This is a genomic window from Candidatus Midichloria mitochondrii IricVA (assembly GCF_000219355.1).
In the GTDB taxonomy this organism is placed as follows: Bacteria; Pseudomonadota; Alphaproteobacteria; order Rickettsiales; family Midichloriaceae; genus Midichloria; species Midichloria mitochondrii.
This window is the reverse complement of record NC_015722.1, coordinates 369,571-386,661: the sequence shown is the minus strand read 5'-3', so window position 1 is coordinate 386,661 and position 17,091 is coordinate 369,571. Positions and strand designations below refer to the sequence as shown.

Below are 17,091 nucleotides of genomic sequence, written 5' to 3'. Positions count from 1 at the left end.
TTCATTAACTACGGTATGAGTACATCAACTAAACCTTATAGTACATATATTTTTCATTTCAGGAAGTGTAACAAGACATAGTGTATATCAAGATAGTTAGTACCCCAAATAAACCTTTCCTTAGTGTTTTATCAAATAAAACATAAAAAATTTTTATAGCAAATAATCAATATATATGCTATCCACTCTATAATGTGAAATTTCAATCAGAATTGGCCGGATTAGCTCAGTGGCAGAGCGACCGCCTTGTAAGCGGTAGGTCGTCTGTTCAAATCAGACATTCGGCACCATTAATCTCATTTCTAAAAAAATTTAGAACAACTCTGGTCATAAAAAATAAATTAATTTAGCATAAGTTGGGTATAAGTGTCTTTATTTATAGATAATGAAGCAGAGGTTATTACAATCTACCACTCAAATTCTAACAATTTCAGTAGAATTAAAACAATCATTTGAAATACTCACTATGCAAACCGAAGATTTAGTGAATTCAATTATTGCAAACTATAGTAATAATCCTTTTTTAGACTTAAATTACGAGAAAATAGAAGCCTTGACCAGAAAATCAAACAATATACACTTTGATGCCGAGATAGAAGTACTCACTTATCCAGAGTCTTTAAAAGAGCACTTAATCAAACAAATAAACATCACCTTTTCCGGCTTAAATCAAGAAATCGCAAGCGCCATTACAGATTGTTTAAACGAAAATGGTTACCTTCTAGAAGATATCAATTGGATAGCAAATATACATGGATACGACCCATCTCGTACTTATTCCATTTTAAAAGAGTTACAAAAACTTGAACCAACAGGCGTATACGCATATAGCTTACAAGAGTGCCTTACCCTACAATGTTTAGAAAAAGGAATATACAGTAAAAAAATGGAAATTTTATTAAATAACTTACAATTAATTGCTAGCAATAAAATTAAAGAATTATCAATTATTTGTAATTGTCCAATTTTCCAAGTTAACCAGTTGATAACTTTAGTTAGGGGCCTCAATCCTAAACCAGGTCTTTTGTATAACAACAATATAGAGCAATTTGTAATGCCTGAAGTGTATATCTTAAGAAAAAACAATAAGTTAGTGGTTATTCCGAATGAACATATTAAGGATTTAATCTCGTTAAATGGTTTATATAAAGAAATCAGGAGTGTGAACAATCCTGCTCTGCAGGAACAGAAAAGAGAAGCAATAGTAGCAAGCAAAGCCATTGAACAACGGGTTGAGACCGCAGTTAAAGTAGTTGAGTTTATTGCTAAAAATCAATATGAGTTTTTCCTATACGGGATTTCATATTTAAAACCTATGACTCTTGCTGACGTTGCAACTGCTCTAAATATAAATGAAAGCACAGTTAGCAGGATTTCTAATAAGTATATAGAGTTTGAAGGAAAGTATTATCCAGTAAAATTTTTCTTTAATTCGTGCATAGGCTCTAATATTTCTGAGAATAGTTATGCCAATAAGGCCATTAAACAAAAAATCAAAGAATTAATTCAAGCAGAAACTCCAGATGAACCTCTATCAGATGACAAGATCACTCGTATACTAGTTAACCAAGGTATTCAAATTGCAAGAAGAACAGTTGCAAAATACCGAGAAAGCATGGGAATAGCAGCCTATACCCTGCGAAGAAAGCCTAGCAGTACACTTCAAGTGAATGAAGAATTGATATAGGCTACAGAAAGCTTAAAAAAGAGTTATAATCCGCTGAAATTTGTATAAAATACCTACCCTGAAGCAATAACACCGATTGCGCAGATTAATTATACCACCCTTTCCAAGCCAAAATTTATCAGATGTCTAGCCAGCCTTATATCAGCATCAATTTGGGCTTTCAGAGTTTCTAAGCTAGCAAATTTCCTTTCTGGTCTTAAAAAAGAAAGCAACTCAATTTTAATCGTGACTCCATATAAATCTCCTTTAAAATCAAAAAGATGAGTTTCAACCCAAACTCTATTATTCTCAGTTAAAGAGGGTCTATGCCCTATATGAGTTAATCCAAAATAAAATACGTTATCTGCCACATAGACTTTACTTAGGTAAACTCCTGCTTTCACCTGAAAGAGCTCAGCAGGCCAAGCGAAATTAGCTGTGGGAATTTCTAACTTGCTACTAGCAATTTGGCTGCCTTTAGTTACCGTACCACTTAAACTATAGTTAGCATCTCCCAGTAGCTTCTTCACCTTTTCGATAAAACCTTTGCTTAAGGCATCCCTTACCAATGAAGAAGAAATAGCCATACCCTCAAAAAACACCTGTTGAATTGGGGTATAAGAAAAACCATATGTAGAAGCCTCTAAATGCAGCGTTGATACATTACCACTTTTTTTATGGCCATAAAAAAAGTTGCTTCCAGTAATAATTTTTTTAGGATTAAATTTTTTAAATAATAAATTTATGAATTCATGAGCTGGAAGCTTAGCAAAAGCTTGATCAAATTTTAGGCTGATAACATTTGCAATACCCAAATTTAACAATTTATTTACTTTATCTTCGTAAGACTCAATAAGGCCTAAATACGACTCAGGTCTTATAAGCGAGACCGGATGAGGCAGAAAGGAAACAACAACAGGCTTAGCACCTAAGATTTTAGCAAAATAGACACAGTTCTTTACTATTTCTTGATGCCCTAAATGAACTCCATCAAAATTTCCAAGGCCGACAACTGAGGGACCTATAGAAAAGGGGCCAGAGCTAGTATCCAAAAGATTTATTATCTCAGCATTACCGTCAGATTTCTCTGTTATCCAAACCACTATTTAACTCTAATAATAAGCACCGTCAGTCTTTTAAGACAATTGTTCTGATTTGGCAAGCTCCGTCAATGTCACCCCAACTTTATTATCAACTAGCACTATCTCTCCTTTTGCAACCAATCTATCACCAACGAATAGATCTACTGGATCACCAACTTTTTTATCTAACTCAACTACTTCTCCTTTGCTTAATTTCAGTATTTGATTTAATTTTAAATCAGTACTCCCAAGAACGACTCGCACTTGCAAAGGGATATCATATACCGCTTGCAAATTAATTTCTTGGGTAATATTTTTTTCTTTTTCATTATCTTGCATTTTTAAACTCTCTTTTTTAATTATTACTTATAGAATGAGTTATATAACCCTCGCTGTCTAGATTTTTTGCATAATAATTGCTCAACAATCTATCCAATTGAATTAATAATTTACTCCAATCCCTACTAATCTTACTACCATCGACTTCAATAGCACAGTCACCAGGACTTATTGCCTCATCAAAAACGATATCAACTTCCATAGTATGGTTCTTTCTATGTATTACTTCCTCAATATATTGCCTTATATCTTCGACGTATTCAGGAGCAACCTTTATGGTAATTAGATTCTCAGAATAAAGCTTAGGTAATTGATCAGCTAAAAAACTTTTTATCAAATCGAGCCCGGTGTTTTCCACAGATTTTTCGATTATTTTTTTTGCAATAGTCATACATAACTCAATGCTATCATTTATTAGAAGTTCTTGCCTATTTTGTAGTTCAGAGCTTAATCCATTAAATTTTTCCTTTAAAGAGTTTATAATCGACAATAAATTTTGATCATATATCGCCTTTTGAGATTCAACCTCTTTCATAGCTTCATTCTTACCTGAAAGAAAGGCTTCTCGTTTAATTACCGCAACGTCTAGGGTAGCTGTTTCTTCTTTTGTCTCCGTAATCTCTATTTCAGCTTTCTGGGATTTTGGTATGGCTTCTGTTTCCACAAGTTCTAACTTTGATAAATCTAATATAGGATATTGCTCTATTTTCATAAAAAATACCTCATACCATCTCTTCTTCCTCAACTTCAACCAAGCCAATATATCCTTCTCTTATCATATCTTTTGCAGTACGAACAATATAAGACCTAGCTTCATCAATATCTTTTGCCTTGACCTCCCCCAGACTATCTATTTCCTCTAGCAAAAGTTTATACACTCTTTGTGACATATTAGCTGAAATTAATTGCCTAATAGCATCAGAGGATTCTTTAAGCGCTAGAGCAAGCTGGCTTTTATCCAGAATTTTAATTAGTTCTTGAATTCCGCTTGATTCAATCTTGACCAAATCATCAAAAGTAAACATTAATTTACGGACTTTGCTAGCAACTTCATGACTTTGCCTTTCAAGGATTGACATCATCCTTTCTTCATTGCTTCTATCTAAGTTATTAAAAATTTCAGCTACTATATAATTATTGTCGTTTTGGTTAATTTTAGAAACGTCACCAATAAAATGGTGTCTTATTGTTTTCTCAACGTTATCCAATACTTCCTTTTTCACTGTTTCCATAGATAAAATCCTGGTTAAGATTTCACTTACAAATTCAGAATTCAATATTGAAAGCACCTTAGCTCCAGTAAAAGACTGCAGTTTACTAATAATTAATGCCGCTGTCTGCGGGTGTTCATTTTTCAAGAAATTAGCTAATATGCGTGGTTGGACTTTATTCAACTTATCCCAAACATTTTTACCGATAGGTCCTCTGATCTCCTCAATAATCATATTGACCTTATCATCGCTTAACACTTTGCGTAAGAATTTCTCTGTGCTGGTAAAATTTCCTATAACTGCAAGAGTTTCGTTCATTTGATGAGCAAACTCAATAACAATCTGCTCAGTAACTTCTGATGGAATTTTGCCTAAATTAGCCATAGCTTGAGAAATTTCCTGTACCTCAGAATCCTCAAGAGCCTGAATCAGTCTTGCTGCTATATCAGTATCTAAAGACAGCAATAATATTGCTGCTTTATCTGTTCCACTTAACTTCGCCTTCATAAACTCCATTATTTATATAACCAATTTTTTATAACCCCCACCGCTTCATCTAAATGATTTTCAACCGTATCATTTAAGTACTTAGCAACACTTGCATATTTTACTCCATTGGCAGAGACAACCTCAAATGGCTTAGGCTCAGTAGATTCTTCGCCCTCTTGTGCATTATCTCTATTCGCTTCAGTACCCATCTCAGCTCCTGCCACAGCACCCTCTAAACTTGTAATCATTTCCTCATCCCGATCTCTACTTGCTAATTTGGCCATGACTATTCTAGAAATCATAATAACTATGATTATCAGTACAATTCCAACGATTAAGGTCTGGATTAGACCCTTAGCGTCTCCTTTAATCCAAGCCATGAATCCCTCATCTGCACCAGTATCCTCAATCTCATTAATGAATCTTAGATTAATTAATTCCAACTTATCTCCTCTATTTAAATCAAGACCAACAGCGGAAGTAACCAGGGCCTTCAATTTAGTCATCTCTTCCTCTGGACGTTCACTATATACAAGTTGCCCCTTATCATCTTTGGTATACACACCATCAACAAGAACCGCAATTGAAAGGCTCTTTATGCGACCTTGCTCACTAATCTTATTACCAACTTTTTTGGAGATCTCATAATTTGTTATATTATCAGAGCGCACCTTTTCCTTTCCAAAAAACTGAGCCTGCTGATTACCATTTGGAATATTGTTAGCAACGCTAACATCTTTCATTTTTTCATTATCTTTATCATTCTCCGAACTAGTGCGCTGTGATCTTATAACCTGTCCTTCTGGGTCATATGTTTCATAGTTTATTACTTCTCTATCAAAATCTATATCAGCAGAGACATTAGCTTTAACTTTACCAAAACCAACCGATTTAGAAACTAAATCTTCTATTATCTTAGTTAACCTGGTTTCCATATTAATCTTATACTCAGTAGCGCTATCAATAATGCCACCAGCCATAAAATCACCATTCTCCGAGCTTAACTTTAAAGGATTACCTTTGTCATCCACTATGGTAATATTACCAAGTTTCAAATCCGGAACTGCAGTAGCAACTATATGAGCAATTGCAGCTATTTCCGCTTTGCTAAGTTGCTGAGCTCCTTTCATTTTGACCACTATAGAAGCAGAAGGAGTAGAAGCATTCTTAGAGAATAACTCTTTTTTGGGCAAAACTAGATGAACTCTTGCAGAGGCAATCGGACTTAAACTGGAAATGGTCCTTGCTAATTCTCCTTCAAGCGCCCTTACCATGTTAATATTATAAACAAATTGTGACGTTCCAAAAGCATCGGATTTATCAAAGAGCTCATATCCAGCAACTTGACCAGAAGAAGGCAAACCTTCTTGAGCCAAGCTCATCCTCAAAGCTAAAACTTTCTCCGCTGGCACCTTTACCTGTCCGCTATCAGATTCAACACTATAGGGAATTGACGTAGACTGGAGCCTTGCAACTATAGCGCTAGTGTCCTCTGGAGTCAACGAAGTATACATTGGCACCAAATTCGGCTTAGATATACTAAATATAAGTACTATTATTGAAATAAAAAGAACAATAGCAGCCGTTATAAAAGCTACTAATTTCTTTGTTCCGAGATTTTTCAAAAACTCCATAGCCAATTATCTTTATTGTTCACAGATAAAATTTATATTCTATTAAGAATTAAATTTACTCTACTTAAAGGAGATAAAACAACATATTTAAGTTGTTTGCAAAAGAAATTTGTATACAAAACGAAATAATTATTTAATTACACGAATATTAAGGTATTTTGGAACGGTATTTGTGTGAGGCCGAGGTCAGAATCGAACTGACGCATGAGGGATTTGCAATCCATTGCATTACCACTTTGCTACTCGGCCAAAAAACTTTAATGGTTGATAGTGAGTAATAAAAAAGTCACTATAAGTCAAGATTTTATTTTATGGTATTTTTAATTAAAAAACGTTTACCTTTATTACTTGCGCTAGTCTTCTTAAGCTTTGGAACAATCAGAGCTTTTGAATCATTCAAAGATACCGCAGTATCAATTGATGAACTGCAACATATAGCAACAGGATTTGAATGGCTGGAGAATAAAACATACGAGCTAGAAGCCTTACATCCGCCTTTAGCAAGAATCATATCGGCGTTACCTTTATACATTTTCAAGAATGTAAGGCTAAGCCAAGACTTTTATACAAAGTACTGCTCAACGAACTTACCAAAAGATTATAAGAAAGAATACGAGGGCCGAATCGAAGAAGGCAAAGCTATTTTTTGCGGCCTAAATGAGTTAGAATACACGGAAAGGGTAATCTTAGCTAGAGTTAGCTCGCTAATATTCTTTGTAATTGGAGGATTAGGAGTATATGCATGGAGCCGCAGCGCATTCAATTCAAGAGTCGCGTGCTTGGCCACTTTCTTTTATTCGAATCTGCCGATAATTCTTGCAAGTTGTATAATAATCAACACAGATATGGCTGGTTCTGCATTTCTAATATGGGCCCTATATTTTATTCCAATTTGGCTAAAAGCGCCAACTACTAGGAACTCCATAGTTATGGGTATATTGATTGGTATAGTTGCGATTAGTAAATTCTCATCGATAATCTTTCTCTGGCTATGCTTCGCAGTATCGGGATTGTACCTTGGTTCACAAAGCAAAAAATTAATTTATGGCTTACAATTATCAGAATGGAGAAATAGACTGATCATAATACTTAGCGCATTTACAGTAATTTGGAGCGCATACCACTTTTCAACCGAGGAGGTCTTTGGCCTTAACATTTTACCCTTTCCAGAGTTTTTTAGAGGATTAGGAGAATTAATAGTGCGTAACCAAATACCTTTCCTCGGTTACATCTTCGGCAAAATACTTTTTTTTAAAGGAGTCTGGTACTTCTTTCCCGTCGCTACCTTTTTTAAAACTCCCCTCTCCTTTTTATTGGTGTTTATGGGCAGTATTTGGCTTGCAATGGAGCTAAGCAATAAACAAACCATCTTGATTTTACTCTTGATTTTATCAATTTATTCTATCGGCGCTGCTTCCAACATTAATATTGGCTTAAGGCATATGCTGCCCGCATTTATGTTGATGTGTATAACAAATGCCCACTTTATAGATTATTGTTGGCACCACTTTAAAAGTCTTACAAGCAACCTCGCTATAATAGCTGCAATTTTTTCATACTTACTTTCCAGCGCTATAGCCCATAAAGACTATATATCATATTTTAATATTATGGCAGGGAGTACCCCTGAAGATATTTTGATCGAAGGGGATTTTGACATAGGCCAAGATGCTAAAAAGTTAGCAGACTATTTAAGTTCAGCCCACATTATGGATAAAACAGTTTTTTACAGTTACAATGTAGTGCACCCAGACTGCTATGGCATCAAACACTATAAAATACTTTTTGGAGCTAATAGAAAAGAGTTCAAGGTAGAATTTGGAACTCATGAATACTTGGCTATTGCTAAAGTGGTCCCTAAATTTCTCACTCAAGCGGCTTTGAGAGAAATTAATCAATGCACTAACCCTATTTATATCGGAGAAACGATTATAATTTACGACAAAAAAAATTGTAGGTTTTAAATTTTCTTAGCAAGACAAATAATAGAGCTGCCTTGTATCTGGGCATCGATATAATCTGGCACAAGAATTATTCAGGCGTGTAAAATCATGAGAAATAGGCATAGTGGCAGAGATGACTTTAGAAATTTTATCATCGGCAACTATGCTTATGTAGATAAATCCCTCTTTATACAGCATTCGATAGAGGATGATGCGCATGTCATGAGGTTAATTATAAAGATAGATTGGCATCTTTGCTAAATGATAATTTTCAGTCCATTACTACTAACCATTTTTTCTACTCTTCAAGTTAAAGAAGTATACTCCGTCGACCTGAAGAGTTGATAGCAGCAGATGTGTATCAAGAAAGTTATAGATAAAGCGAATTTGCCACGGTAAATATGGCCCGGCCCCCAGATTAAATTAGAGACAAAAGCTTTAGGAGGAGAGGCTGCATAAGCGTGCGAGCATGCGCAAAGCCGAACTTCGAACTAAGCGTTTGAATAAGTCAAAAATGAGACATTTTGCTGAAGCTTTTCAACTCTTTACTCACAAGCAACACACACCTAAAGTTTGGAATCAAACCCAATCCTTAAGGCTAATTCCATTAATGCTGCGCTCCTCCCTTACTGAGATAACTCTAGCTATCAAGAAGCTTTAGATAAACCTAACTTATAGGCTACGACTTCAAGTTCTTCCAATTTCTTTAAGGCAGCTTTCACAACTTTTTCCTGTGATTTAAAGGAACAATTTTGCATCTTTCCCCTTATACTATGCAATAAATTTTCCGCGGCCTCTTCAAGATTTACTAGTTTGACCTTAATGCTATCAGCAATCATATTTGCACCCTTCTCTAGATTCCTAATCTGTTGCCTTGCCATATCAGCTATACCAATTGCCCCTATTTCAATGCTTGAAAGCTTATCCTTCATTAATTCAGTCAACTCTAATTTTGCTTCTGCCTGCTTGGCAAGGATTCTCTCTTTTGGAGTGACAACCAAATCGTGTGCTAAACCTACCTTACTCATAAGGTATATAATCCACTTATGTATATCTAATTGATGCCATTTCCAACCATTTCTATAATCTCTAGCAAATGCATGATGGTAATTATGCCAATTCTCCCCAAGCAATAAGAAAAACATCCAAGGAATTTCTCCAGGAGTGCCGTTCAAATATGGCTGGCTGCCTATAACGTGAGTTAGCGAATTCACGCAAAAAGTCATCTGCTGCTGAAAGGCACGGCCGAGCCCTATAAAGATGTATGCAGCAACAGCAGATTTTAAATCGCCCCCAATTAAATACCCGACAATAAACGGCACTACTAAATTCATACCTAAAGCTAGCTTCCAATAATGCCGCAACTGGAACACCAAAATTCTACTACGGCCTAGGCGTCTCATTGTTCCCTTATCTATATGCTTTTTAGAAATATCCTCAAATAACATCCACCCTATATGTGACCAAAGAAAGCCTTTTAGTTTATTTTTAAATTTTAAAGGAGAGTGAGGATCTAATTCCTCATCCATATAGGTGTGATGTAATGCATGATCGGAAGCCCAAGCTATAGCGGGACCTTGCAGAGTACCACTAGAAATTATCATTAATATGAATTCTACAAATTTATTTGTTTTATAGGCGCTATGCGCCCAGAGTCTATGTAACCCTATCCCTACCGATATATTGTAAACATAGTGAGCAGCTATTGCCATTCCCCACTCGAACCAACCAGTGCCATATCGATCACAATAAATTATTGCTGCAATTATAAGAAGCAAAGGATAAAAAATCAGTACGCTTGTTGTGACCCAATTTATTCTTAAGGAAGTATCGCCCTTCATATCAACACCTAAAAATTTACTCACGAGAACATAGGAACACAATAAACTCTTAATGCATTTAAGTAAAGGAATATATACATAATTAAGAATACTCAACTCTTTTCTAGAAGAAAAACAATCTTTAACAGTGAGTATCTCATTTACTTATTATTAGTTTTGTTTAATAATACTGGGAGTCAAACACAAATTTTTACCGTTTATGAGCATTTTAGGTATCATTAGAAAACTTCCAGATTATGCAGCTGATATAAAAGGGAATCTAATTTCCATTTTTGAGGAAAATAAAGTTGCTTTAGACCAAAAGCAACTTTATGGAGTTTCGCTAGCTGTAGCTTACTCCTTAAAACACGAACAGCTTTTAAATGGTATAAGAGCAGAAGCCAAGCTCTATCTTGAAGAGGTTGATGCGAATGCCTGTAAAATTGCTGCGACAATGATGGCCATGACCAACACTTACTACAAATTTGTAGAGAGAGCCGGGGACTCTGCTTATGAAAATATGGAATCTGAATTAAATATGCTTTCTTTATCAAGTACTGAAGTGCCCAAGGAAGAAATGGATTTATATTGCCTTGGAGTTTCCATATTAAATGCATGTAAGCACTGTATAGCAGTACACAGTAAAGGGATGTTAGCTGCAGGACTCAGCAAAGACGCGATTCGCGACGTTGCGAAAATCGCATCGGTCTTACAAGCAGCAGTGAATGCTCTTGAAATTGAGAGAATGAGAAGCTATGATTTCGTAGTCCGTGACGCAAGCATGGACTAATACGAAAACTAAAAAGATGAAATATCCAAAAGTTGTTATAGTTGGCAAGCCAAATGTCGGTAAGTCTGCCTTATTTAATAGATTGTGCGGCAGAAAAATTGCTATAGTGACAGATGCAGCCGGCACAACTAGGGATCGTAAAGAGTGTTTAGTCAATTTTGACGATCTCAATTTTTTGCTTGTAGATACTGCAGGTTGGGAGAATGAGCATAAAAAGCATCAAATGAAGTCCTTGATGATGAGTCAAACCCAAGAAGGTATAAAAGAAGCAGATATTATAATTTTTATGGTCGAAGCTAAGAATCCCCTAACCAGCGATGATCTGGAATTCGCAGGCTTGGTAAGAAAGAGTAACAAAAAAGTTATACTTGTTGTTAATAAAAGTGAATCTAAGGTCGCTCTTTCTGCTAATGATTTCATGCCTTTTGGGTTTGGAGAAGCAGTCTATATTGCAGCTGAGCATTCTTTAGGCTTAGATGTTTTATATAACGCACTATCCACTGAGCTAAAAAATTTTCCATCTGTCAAAGATGAACAACAACACGAAAAGCTGTTACTAGCAATTGTGGGGCGACCTAACGCCGGAAAGTCCACGATATTTAATCAATTGCTCGGCTTTCGAAGGAGCATTACCTCTGCAGAAGCAGGGACCACTCGCGACGCTATAAGTTATGATATTAACTTTAATGATACACTGATTTCTTTAATTGACACCGCGGGCTTAAGGAAGAAAAATAAAGTGCACGAGGAAATAGAAAAATTATCAAATGCGCAAACCATAACCGCAATCAGACGCGCGAACGTAGTAGCCCTTATAGTTGATGCAACACAAGGATTTGAACAACAAGATCTTGCCATAGCACAAATGGTTATTAACGAAGGCAAGGGTTTATTTTTAGTGTTTAACAAACATGATCTTGTTAAGGATAAAAAAAAGCTAAAAGACGATATCGAGTACCTTTTTGCCCATTCACTAACAGCTATTATGAATACACCAATATTACATACGAACGCTCTAGCTGGGGTTAGCGTGGAAAGAATAATATCTACAGCCTTAGAAGTTAAGCAAAGTTGGGAAAAAACACTAACTACAAGTATGTTAAATAAGTGGCTTGAAGCTTCCATTCATAATCATCAACCATCTTTTACAAATGATGGACGTAGAATAAAATTAAAGTATATTACTCAAATTAAAAGTAGACCTCCAACTTTTAAGGTATTTGTAAATTTTCCAGCGAGTGTCAGCAAACATTATGAACGTTACTTAAATCACGATCTTCAAAAGCACTTTAATTTTGTTGGCACTCCGATTAGAATAATATTTTCTAAAACAAAAAACCCTTATGAGACTAGCGCGCGATGAAACCTAGATGATAATTTATCCACATACGTCAATCTTGCTAAATCATCATAAACACAAAATGTTGATTCAGGTGAAGTAAGTTCATCACAATCTATATCTGTACCACCTCCAAACTCTTACACTGCAATGAAGGGGTTCGACAGCCACGCCGTGGGGTTGGCTTACAACGCTATACAATTTATCGTAGGCTTGAAAACAGTTCCACCACCACCCCCTTAGCGATATACAAAAAATATCGCGCATAATCAACCCCTTAAAAAAGTATGCTTATCTAATTGTTAACTATTAAGAGACGAAAAGAATGCCCTCCCTATCAGCCAAGCCACCTTGTCTTCTAAAACTTTGGGCTGTTTTTGATGAGAAATCACAGATAGCACCCTATTTAAGCGCATCCAACAGTGAGTATAACTATTGCTAATTTATGTCAATATTTATTAATAATATTTTTAGGCAATGCCCGGTAATTATAGACGGCAACAAGATGGTATGATATCTTCATAGTAGAATGGGTGAAGTAGGAAATGACAATCAAGTGTAAATATTGCGGCTCCAGCGAGCAGGTGAAGAATGGCGTGGTATAGGGACAGCAAGAGGTAAATAGGTACAAGAATTGCAAAAAGAATTACCCGAGAAGGTGATAAGCGGCAGAATACACTATGAATGATAGACTTAAAACCTAACCTTGAGGACTGTGGGATTAGGATGATAGAGAGACTGACTGGAATCCATAACAGCCAAATATCTTCATGGATCGAAGGACGGGGGGACGCTATGTGCAAGAAAAGTTAGATAAGAGCTGCAACAGCACAAAGTCACTTAAGGATATCGAGGTCCTAGAGATTGAGGAGCTGTGCACATATATAAAAAAAGACTAAAGAATGGAAGTGGGGTACACCTTTATATTGATTGCAGTTGATAGAGGAGCGGGTGAAATTATTGATTTTGGAAGGTAGGTGACGGGAGCAAGGCAACCCACCTGAACCTGTCATTTAGGCTTTGAGGAACGTTATAAATGAGCATGTACAGATGATTACAGCGTTTATGAATACTACAAAATCTCCGTGCACCATCACAAAACAAAGGCTGGGACATCATTGTGGTAGAATCAAAGAATTCTTTAAGAGGCATTATCTAGCTAGTTTTAATCGAAGAACGAAGCGCTATAGCAAACCCCTGAGGATGCTTTGCGCTACTCTCACCCTCTTCTTCCATAGGCATTTGCTGGATTTGAAACTCCTATCTATAAATATTAGGCAATGCCGGGGAATACTATTGAACCTAACAACCAACAGAATCATAGGATGGAGGATATGAGTCAAAAGAAGAACCCTAAAATTATAATGTAGCTCAAGTATGGCCCTGTCAAAATAGAATTATACCCAAACGAAGCCCCAAAACACGTTGAAAGAATTTTAATGCTTTCAACGCAAGGCTTTTATAATGGCTTAAAGTTCCACAGAGTAAAGAGGTTTTATGGTATAAACTGGTGATCCCAAGGGTGACGGAACTGGTGGCAAGTAATCAACCAAGTTTACCTGCTGAATTTAATGAGATAAATCATACTCGCGGAATTGTTTCAATGGCTAAGTATATTGACCCTAATAGCGCCAACGGCCAATTCTTTATAATGCTTGAGATGCTAAATATCTTGATTATCAATATACTGCTTTTGGCAAAGTTACTAAAGGAATGGAGTTTGTTGATATGATCAAAAAAGGAGATACTAAGCAAAACTGTAAAGTAGAAAATCCTGATATGGTAGAAAGAATAACCTGTCGTGCAAGATTATAATAAGCTTGACATCACTTGTTTACCTAGCAACTCGAATGTAAAAATAAATGTAGTGCGCAATTGTCATTGTATCAGTTATTACAAATAATTATTTTTTGAATCTAGAACTAGCTTTAATATTGACCTCCGCATTCACCAACATATATAGTAAAAATTAAACTTATTTTAATTTTTCGACTTATTGTGGTTAGATTGCTTTTAGTATCATTACGTACTCTCTTAGCTATATTGCTAACCCTATCTGCACTTTCTCACTTTTTAACTTTTAATGAGTATAAAGACGAATTGCAGAGCTTTTTTAAAGGCTCTTACAGTATTGATGTAAAAATCGAAAAGGATATTACCGCAACTTTATTTCCGTTACCACATCTTGAAATCAAAGACGTTAAAATTATAGATAAGAAAAATAGACAAATATATGAAGGAGACATAGGAATCTATCTTAGCTATAAGGTAATGTTTAATAAAGACTTTGCTAGTCATATATACCGTGTTGCTGCAATAAATTCAAAAATCGATCTAGAGCATTTTGTGGAGCATTTCAAAACCACACGTGGTGCTGCTTTAGTGGGAGCTCTTCCAGATGTAAAATTAATTAATATAAAAGTTAGCTTCGGAGTTCAGTGTGTAGAATGCTTAAAGATTGAAGAGCTAGACTTAAATTTTAATAATTCAATTTTAGGCAAAAGTTATAAGCTAAACTCTAATTTAGAATTCAACAATACTCCTTATAATTTAAGTGCAAATCTAAACGGTATAAATTCAGAAGGCAAAGTCAAAGAGGCCTTGATAAAAATAGATAATAGTATGTTTGCCCTAGAGATATCCGGTAAAGGAAATAAACTTTATGATGATCCAGAATTCCATGGAAAAACCACACTCGACATCCATAATCTAAAGGATTTCGCAATAGCTATTGAAGAGGTAAATGAAGATAAAAATAAGCAACCGGTAAAGGGAGAAGTATCAGCCTTCCAAGCTCGCCAAATCATAATAAATTCTGATTCGTCTTTTAAGAATAATGCTCTAAAATTTTTTAATATGAAGGTTTCTGGTAATGGAATTACTGACTTTGATGGCTTCATTGAAATGGCGTTATTCGATAATAAAGTCGAGTGGTACTATAACTTCAGTGCTACTAGGTTGGATTTAGACTACTTCCTACAAAGCGAAAAATTTGATGAAATCGCTGAAATAATTAATTTGTTAGACTACCATTCTTATTCTTCTGACTCTATCCTTAATAATCTAATTACCACTTACATAGAGTTAAATGTAAGTTCAATAAATCTTTTTAACCAAGAAATCCATGATTTTGCTTTAAATGCCGACATAATGAATGGCGAGCTTTATATTAATAAGGCATCCTGTCTCTTACCAGGAAACGGAAAAATCGATCTCGTGGGATATTACTCTAAAAATAATTTCAGACCCAAATTTAATGGTGATTTATCGGTAGTAGTTACTGACGTCCCAAGCACTATAAAATGGTTACAAAAAAGTAAAGACTCCGACATCGAAATATCAAAATTTCTTTTGAAAGCGAATCTCTCAATCATACCACATAGAATCAGGTTAGATAACATCAAAGCAGCTTTCGATTCAACTTTAATGATGGGAAGGATCAATTTAATTAAAGATGCTAAAAATAAAAAAATAGTTGAATCAGCCCTAAAATTTAATGAGTTAGATTTTGATAAATTTAATATTGATGATAAATTTGATAATTTGGTAAAGATTCTATTTCAATCTGACAGCGATAAAAGTGGTAGCACCTATTTCAAAAATGTTAATGATCACAAGTGGCTAAGATATATAGATTATAGCGTCAATTTGGACTTTATGGCACAAAAAGCTACATTTAAGGGAAAAATCCTGAAAGACTTCTTTACTTCTTTTGAGTTATCCCAAGGTTTGTTTTCAATCAATAATCTTTCATTTGAAGCCGAAGATAAAACTAAATTAGAGAGTGCGGATTTTACCCTATCGCTTGATAACTTCAGGCCTGCTATAGATTCCGCAATCAATTTTTCAAACCTCTCTTTAGATTTTTTAAACCAAATCTTCCCTAAAATGTCAGACTTAACAACAGACAAGAGTTATGACAAAGTAAATACGTTTAGTTTATATAATTTCGATGGTTTAATAAAATTTAAGGCCTCACCGTTTATAATCGATGGAGTGAATACTATAGAAAACCTTAAGGCTTCCCTACAGCTTGACAATGGAATTATAAACCTAATAGACAGCAAATGTGATTTTTTTAATGGAGAAATCGCGTGGGTGGGAAGCCTCACTGCTGTAGAATATGTTCCTCAACTAAGCCTACGGTTTGTATTAAATAACGTCAACCCCGGCCTCGTATTAAAAACTTTTACTAATCTAGATAAGATGGATGGCTATATGAGTGCCAGCGGTTCCATCAATAGTAATGGAGAGACTTGGAGCTCTGCGATAAAAAAATCACTTGGACAAGTTAATATAATCGGTAAAAATATTAAGTGGACTGGTTTTGATTTAGACGAGATCACTAAAGCTCCTGATTTAACCTTAAGTGCTTCAGATAAAATAGCCAGAATAAACTATTATAGTAACTATGGCTCCTCATTTTTTAGTAACATGAAAGGAAGTATTGACATTAAAGGTTCATTATTGAGCTTTAATAATGTCGAATTATCAAACAATAGGGTAAGTGGGGCGATGGCTGCTAGGTACGATGTGCTTAGCCAAATGCTGAATTCTATTGCAAAATATTCCTTTATTCCAATTGGAGTAAATTCTCCCATAACTTTTGATGTGAAATCTATAGGCCAAATGCCAAAACTCAATACAGAATTCGACATAACCCAGGTAGTTAAATTCATCTCTTCGACTCAACCTGCCTCAGAACCTTTCAGTACTCCTACTAATGAAACAGAGTTGAGATCCACCGCAGCGGATTAATCAATACACGGATATTAGTA

At 35.3% G+C, this 17,091-nt stretch carries 13 protein-coding genes, 2 tRNA genes and 2 pseudogenes; 10 read left to right on the top strand and 7 right to left on the bottom strand.

Annotated features, from left to right (window positions below):
• Positions 1-215: 215 nt before the first annotated feature.
• Both MIDI_RS02075 and rpoN read left to right on the top strand, forming a co-directional pair.
• Positions 216-290: transfer RNA gene (locus MIDI_RS02075), tRNA-Thr, on the top strand.
• Positions 291-385: 95 nt separating this feature from the next.
• The gene (gene rpoN, locus MIDI_RS02070) at positions 386-1,687 is read left to right on the top strand and encodes an RNA polymerase factor sigma-54 (protein WP_041185372.1); all 1,302 of its coding nucleotides are present in this window, start codon (positions 386-388) and stop codon (positions 1,685-1,687) included.
• A gap of 89 nt (positions 1,688-1,776) precedes the next feature.
• Here the strand turns inward: rpoN and ribF are convergent, their stop codons facing one another.
• The 6 genes from ribF to MIDI_RS02040 form a co-directional block, all read right to left on the bottom strand.
• The gene (gene ribF / locus MIDI_RS02065; RefSeq protein ID WP_052567669.1) at positions 1,777-2,769 is read right to left on the bottom strand and encodes a riboflavin biosynthesis protein RibF; all 993 of its coding nucleotides are present in this window, start codon (positions 2,767-2,769) and stop codon (positions 1,777-1,779) included.
• 33 nt (positions 2,770-2,802) lie between these two features.
• Positions 2,803-3,087, bottom strand: coding sequence for a flagellar motor switch protein FliN (fliN, locus tag MIDI_RS02060; protein ID WP_013950930.1), 285 nt, complete (start codon positions 3,085-3,087; stop codon positions 2,803-2,805).
• A 16-nt stretch (positions 3,088-3,103) separates the two neighbouring features.
• Positions 3,104-3,799, bottom strand: a complete 696-nt coding sequence (locus tag MIDI_RS02055) for a FliH/SctL family protein (protein WP_013950929.1) — start codon at positions 3,797-3,799, stop codon at positions 3,104-3,106.
• A gap of 10 nt (positions 3,800-3,809) precedes the next feature.
• The gene (locus MIDI_RS02050; protein ID WP_160162205.1) at positions 3,810-4,805 is read right to left on the bottom strand and encodes a flagellar motor switch protein FliG; all 996 of its coding nucleotides are present in this window, start codon (positions 4,803-4,805) and stop codon (positions 3,810-3,812) included.
• Between the two features lie 8 nt (positions 4,806-4,813).
• The gene (fliF, locus tag MIDI_RS02045; RefSeq protein WP_013950927.1) at positions 4,814-6,421 is read right to left on the bottom strand and encodes a flagellar basal-body MS-ring/collar protein FliF; all 1,608 of its coding nucleotides are present in this window, start codon (positions 6,419-6,421) and stop codon (positions 4,814-4,816) included.
• Between the two features lie 177 nt (positions 6,422-6,598).
• A tRNA-Cys gene (locus tag MIDI_RS02040) sits at positions 6,599-6,670 on the bottom strand.
• 62 nt (positions 6,671-6,732) lie between these two features.
• Here MIDI_RS02040 and MIDI_RS02035 point away from each other — a divergent pair.
• Both MIDI_RS02035 and MIDI_RS08465 read left to right on the top strand, forming a co-directional pair.
• On the top strand, positions 6,733-8,385 hold the full coding sequence (locus MIDI_RS02035) for an ArnT family glycosyltransferase (protein WP_013950926.1): 1,653 nt from the start codon (positions 6,733-6,735) through the stop codon (positions 8,383-8,385).
• A gap of 87 nt (positions 8,386-8,472) precedes the next feature.
• Positions 8,473-8,625: a hypothetical protein gene (locus MIDI_RS08465; protein WP_013950925.1), complete on the top strand. Its 153-nt coding sequence runs from the start codon at positions 8,473-8,475 to the stop codon at positions 8,623-8,625.
• A gap of 386 nt (positions 8,626-9,011) precedes the next feature.
• Here MIDI_RS08465 and MIDI_RS02025 read toward each other — a convergent pair whose 3' ends face one another.
• Positions 9,012-10,205 (bottom strand): acyl-CoA desaturase, encoded by a 1,194-nt coding sequence (locus MIDI_RS02025; RefSeq protein ID WP_013950924.1) that lies wholly within the window; start codon positions 10,203-10,205, stop codon positions 9,012-9,014.
• A gap of 199 nt (positions 10,206-10,404) precedes the next feature.
• On the opposite strand from MIDI_RS02025, the gene MIDI_RS02020 reads away from it, so the two are divergent.
• The 6 genes and pseudogenes from MIDI_RS02020 to MIDI_RS02005 all read left to right on the top strand — a co-directional run bounded on the left by MIDI_RS02020 (position 10,405) and on the right by MIDI_RS02005 (position 17,071).
• Positions 10,405-10,974 carry a carboxymuconolactone decarboxylase family protein gene (locus tag MIDI_RS02020; protein WP_013950923.1) on the top strand — a complete coding sequence of 190 codons (570 nt, stop codon included), beginning with the start codon at positions 10,405-10,407 and terminating at the stop codon, positions 10,972-10,974.
• Positions 10,975-10,990: 16 nt separating this feature from the next.
• Entirely contained in the window at positions 10,991-12,337 is a 1,347-nt protein-coding gene (gene der / locus MIDI_RS02015; protein WP_013950922.1) for a ribosome biogenesis GTPase Der, read from the top strand.
• A gap of 660 nt (positions 12,338-12,997) precedes the next feature.
• Positions 12,998-13,126, top strand: coding sequence for a hypothetical protein (locus MIDI_RS09685; protein WP_272940948.1), 129 nt, complete (start codon positions 12,998-13,000; stop codon positions 13,124-13,126).
• A 575-nt stretch (positions 13,127-13,701) separates the two neighbouring features.
• Positions 13,702-13,827 (top strand): annotated as a pseudogene (locus tag MIDI_RS10160) (peptidylprolyl isomerase); the annotation flags it as partial.
• 89 nt (positions 13,828-13,916) lie between these two features.
• Positions 13,917-14,128: pseudogene (locus tag MIDI_RS10155) on the top strand (peptidylprolyl isomerase).
• A 285-nt stretch (positions 14,129-14,413) separates the two neighbouring features.
• On the top strand, positions 14,414-17,071 hold the full coding sequence (locus MIDI_RS02005) for an AsmA family protein (RefSeq protein WP_148234098.1): 2,658 nt from the start codon (positions 14,414-14,416) through the stop codon (positions 17,069-17,071).
• Positions 17,072-17,091 lie beyond the last annotated feature (20 nt).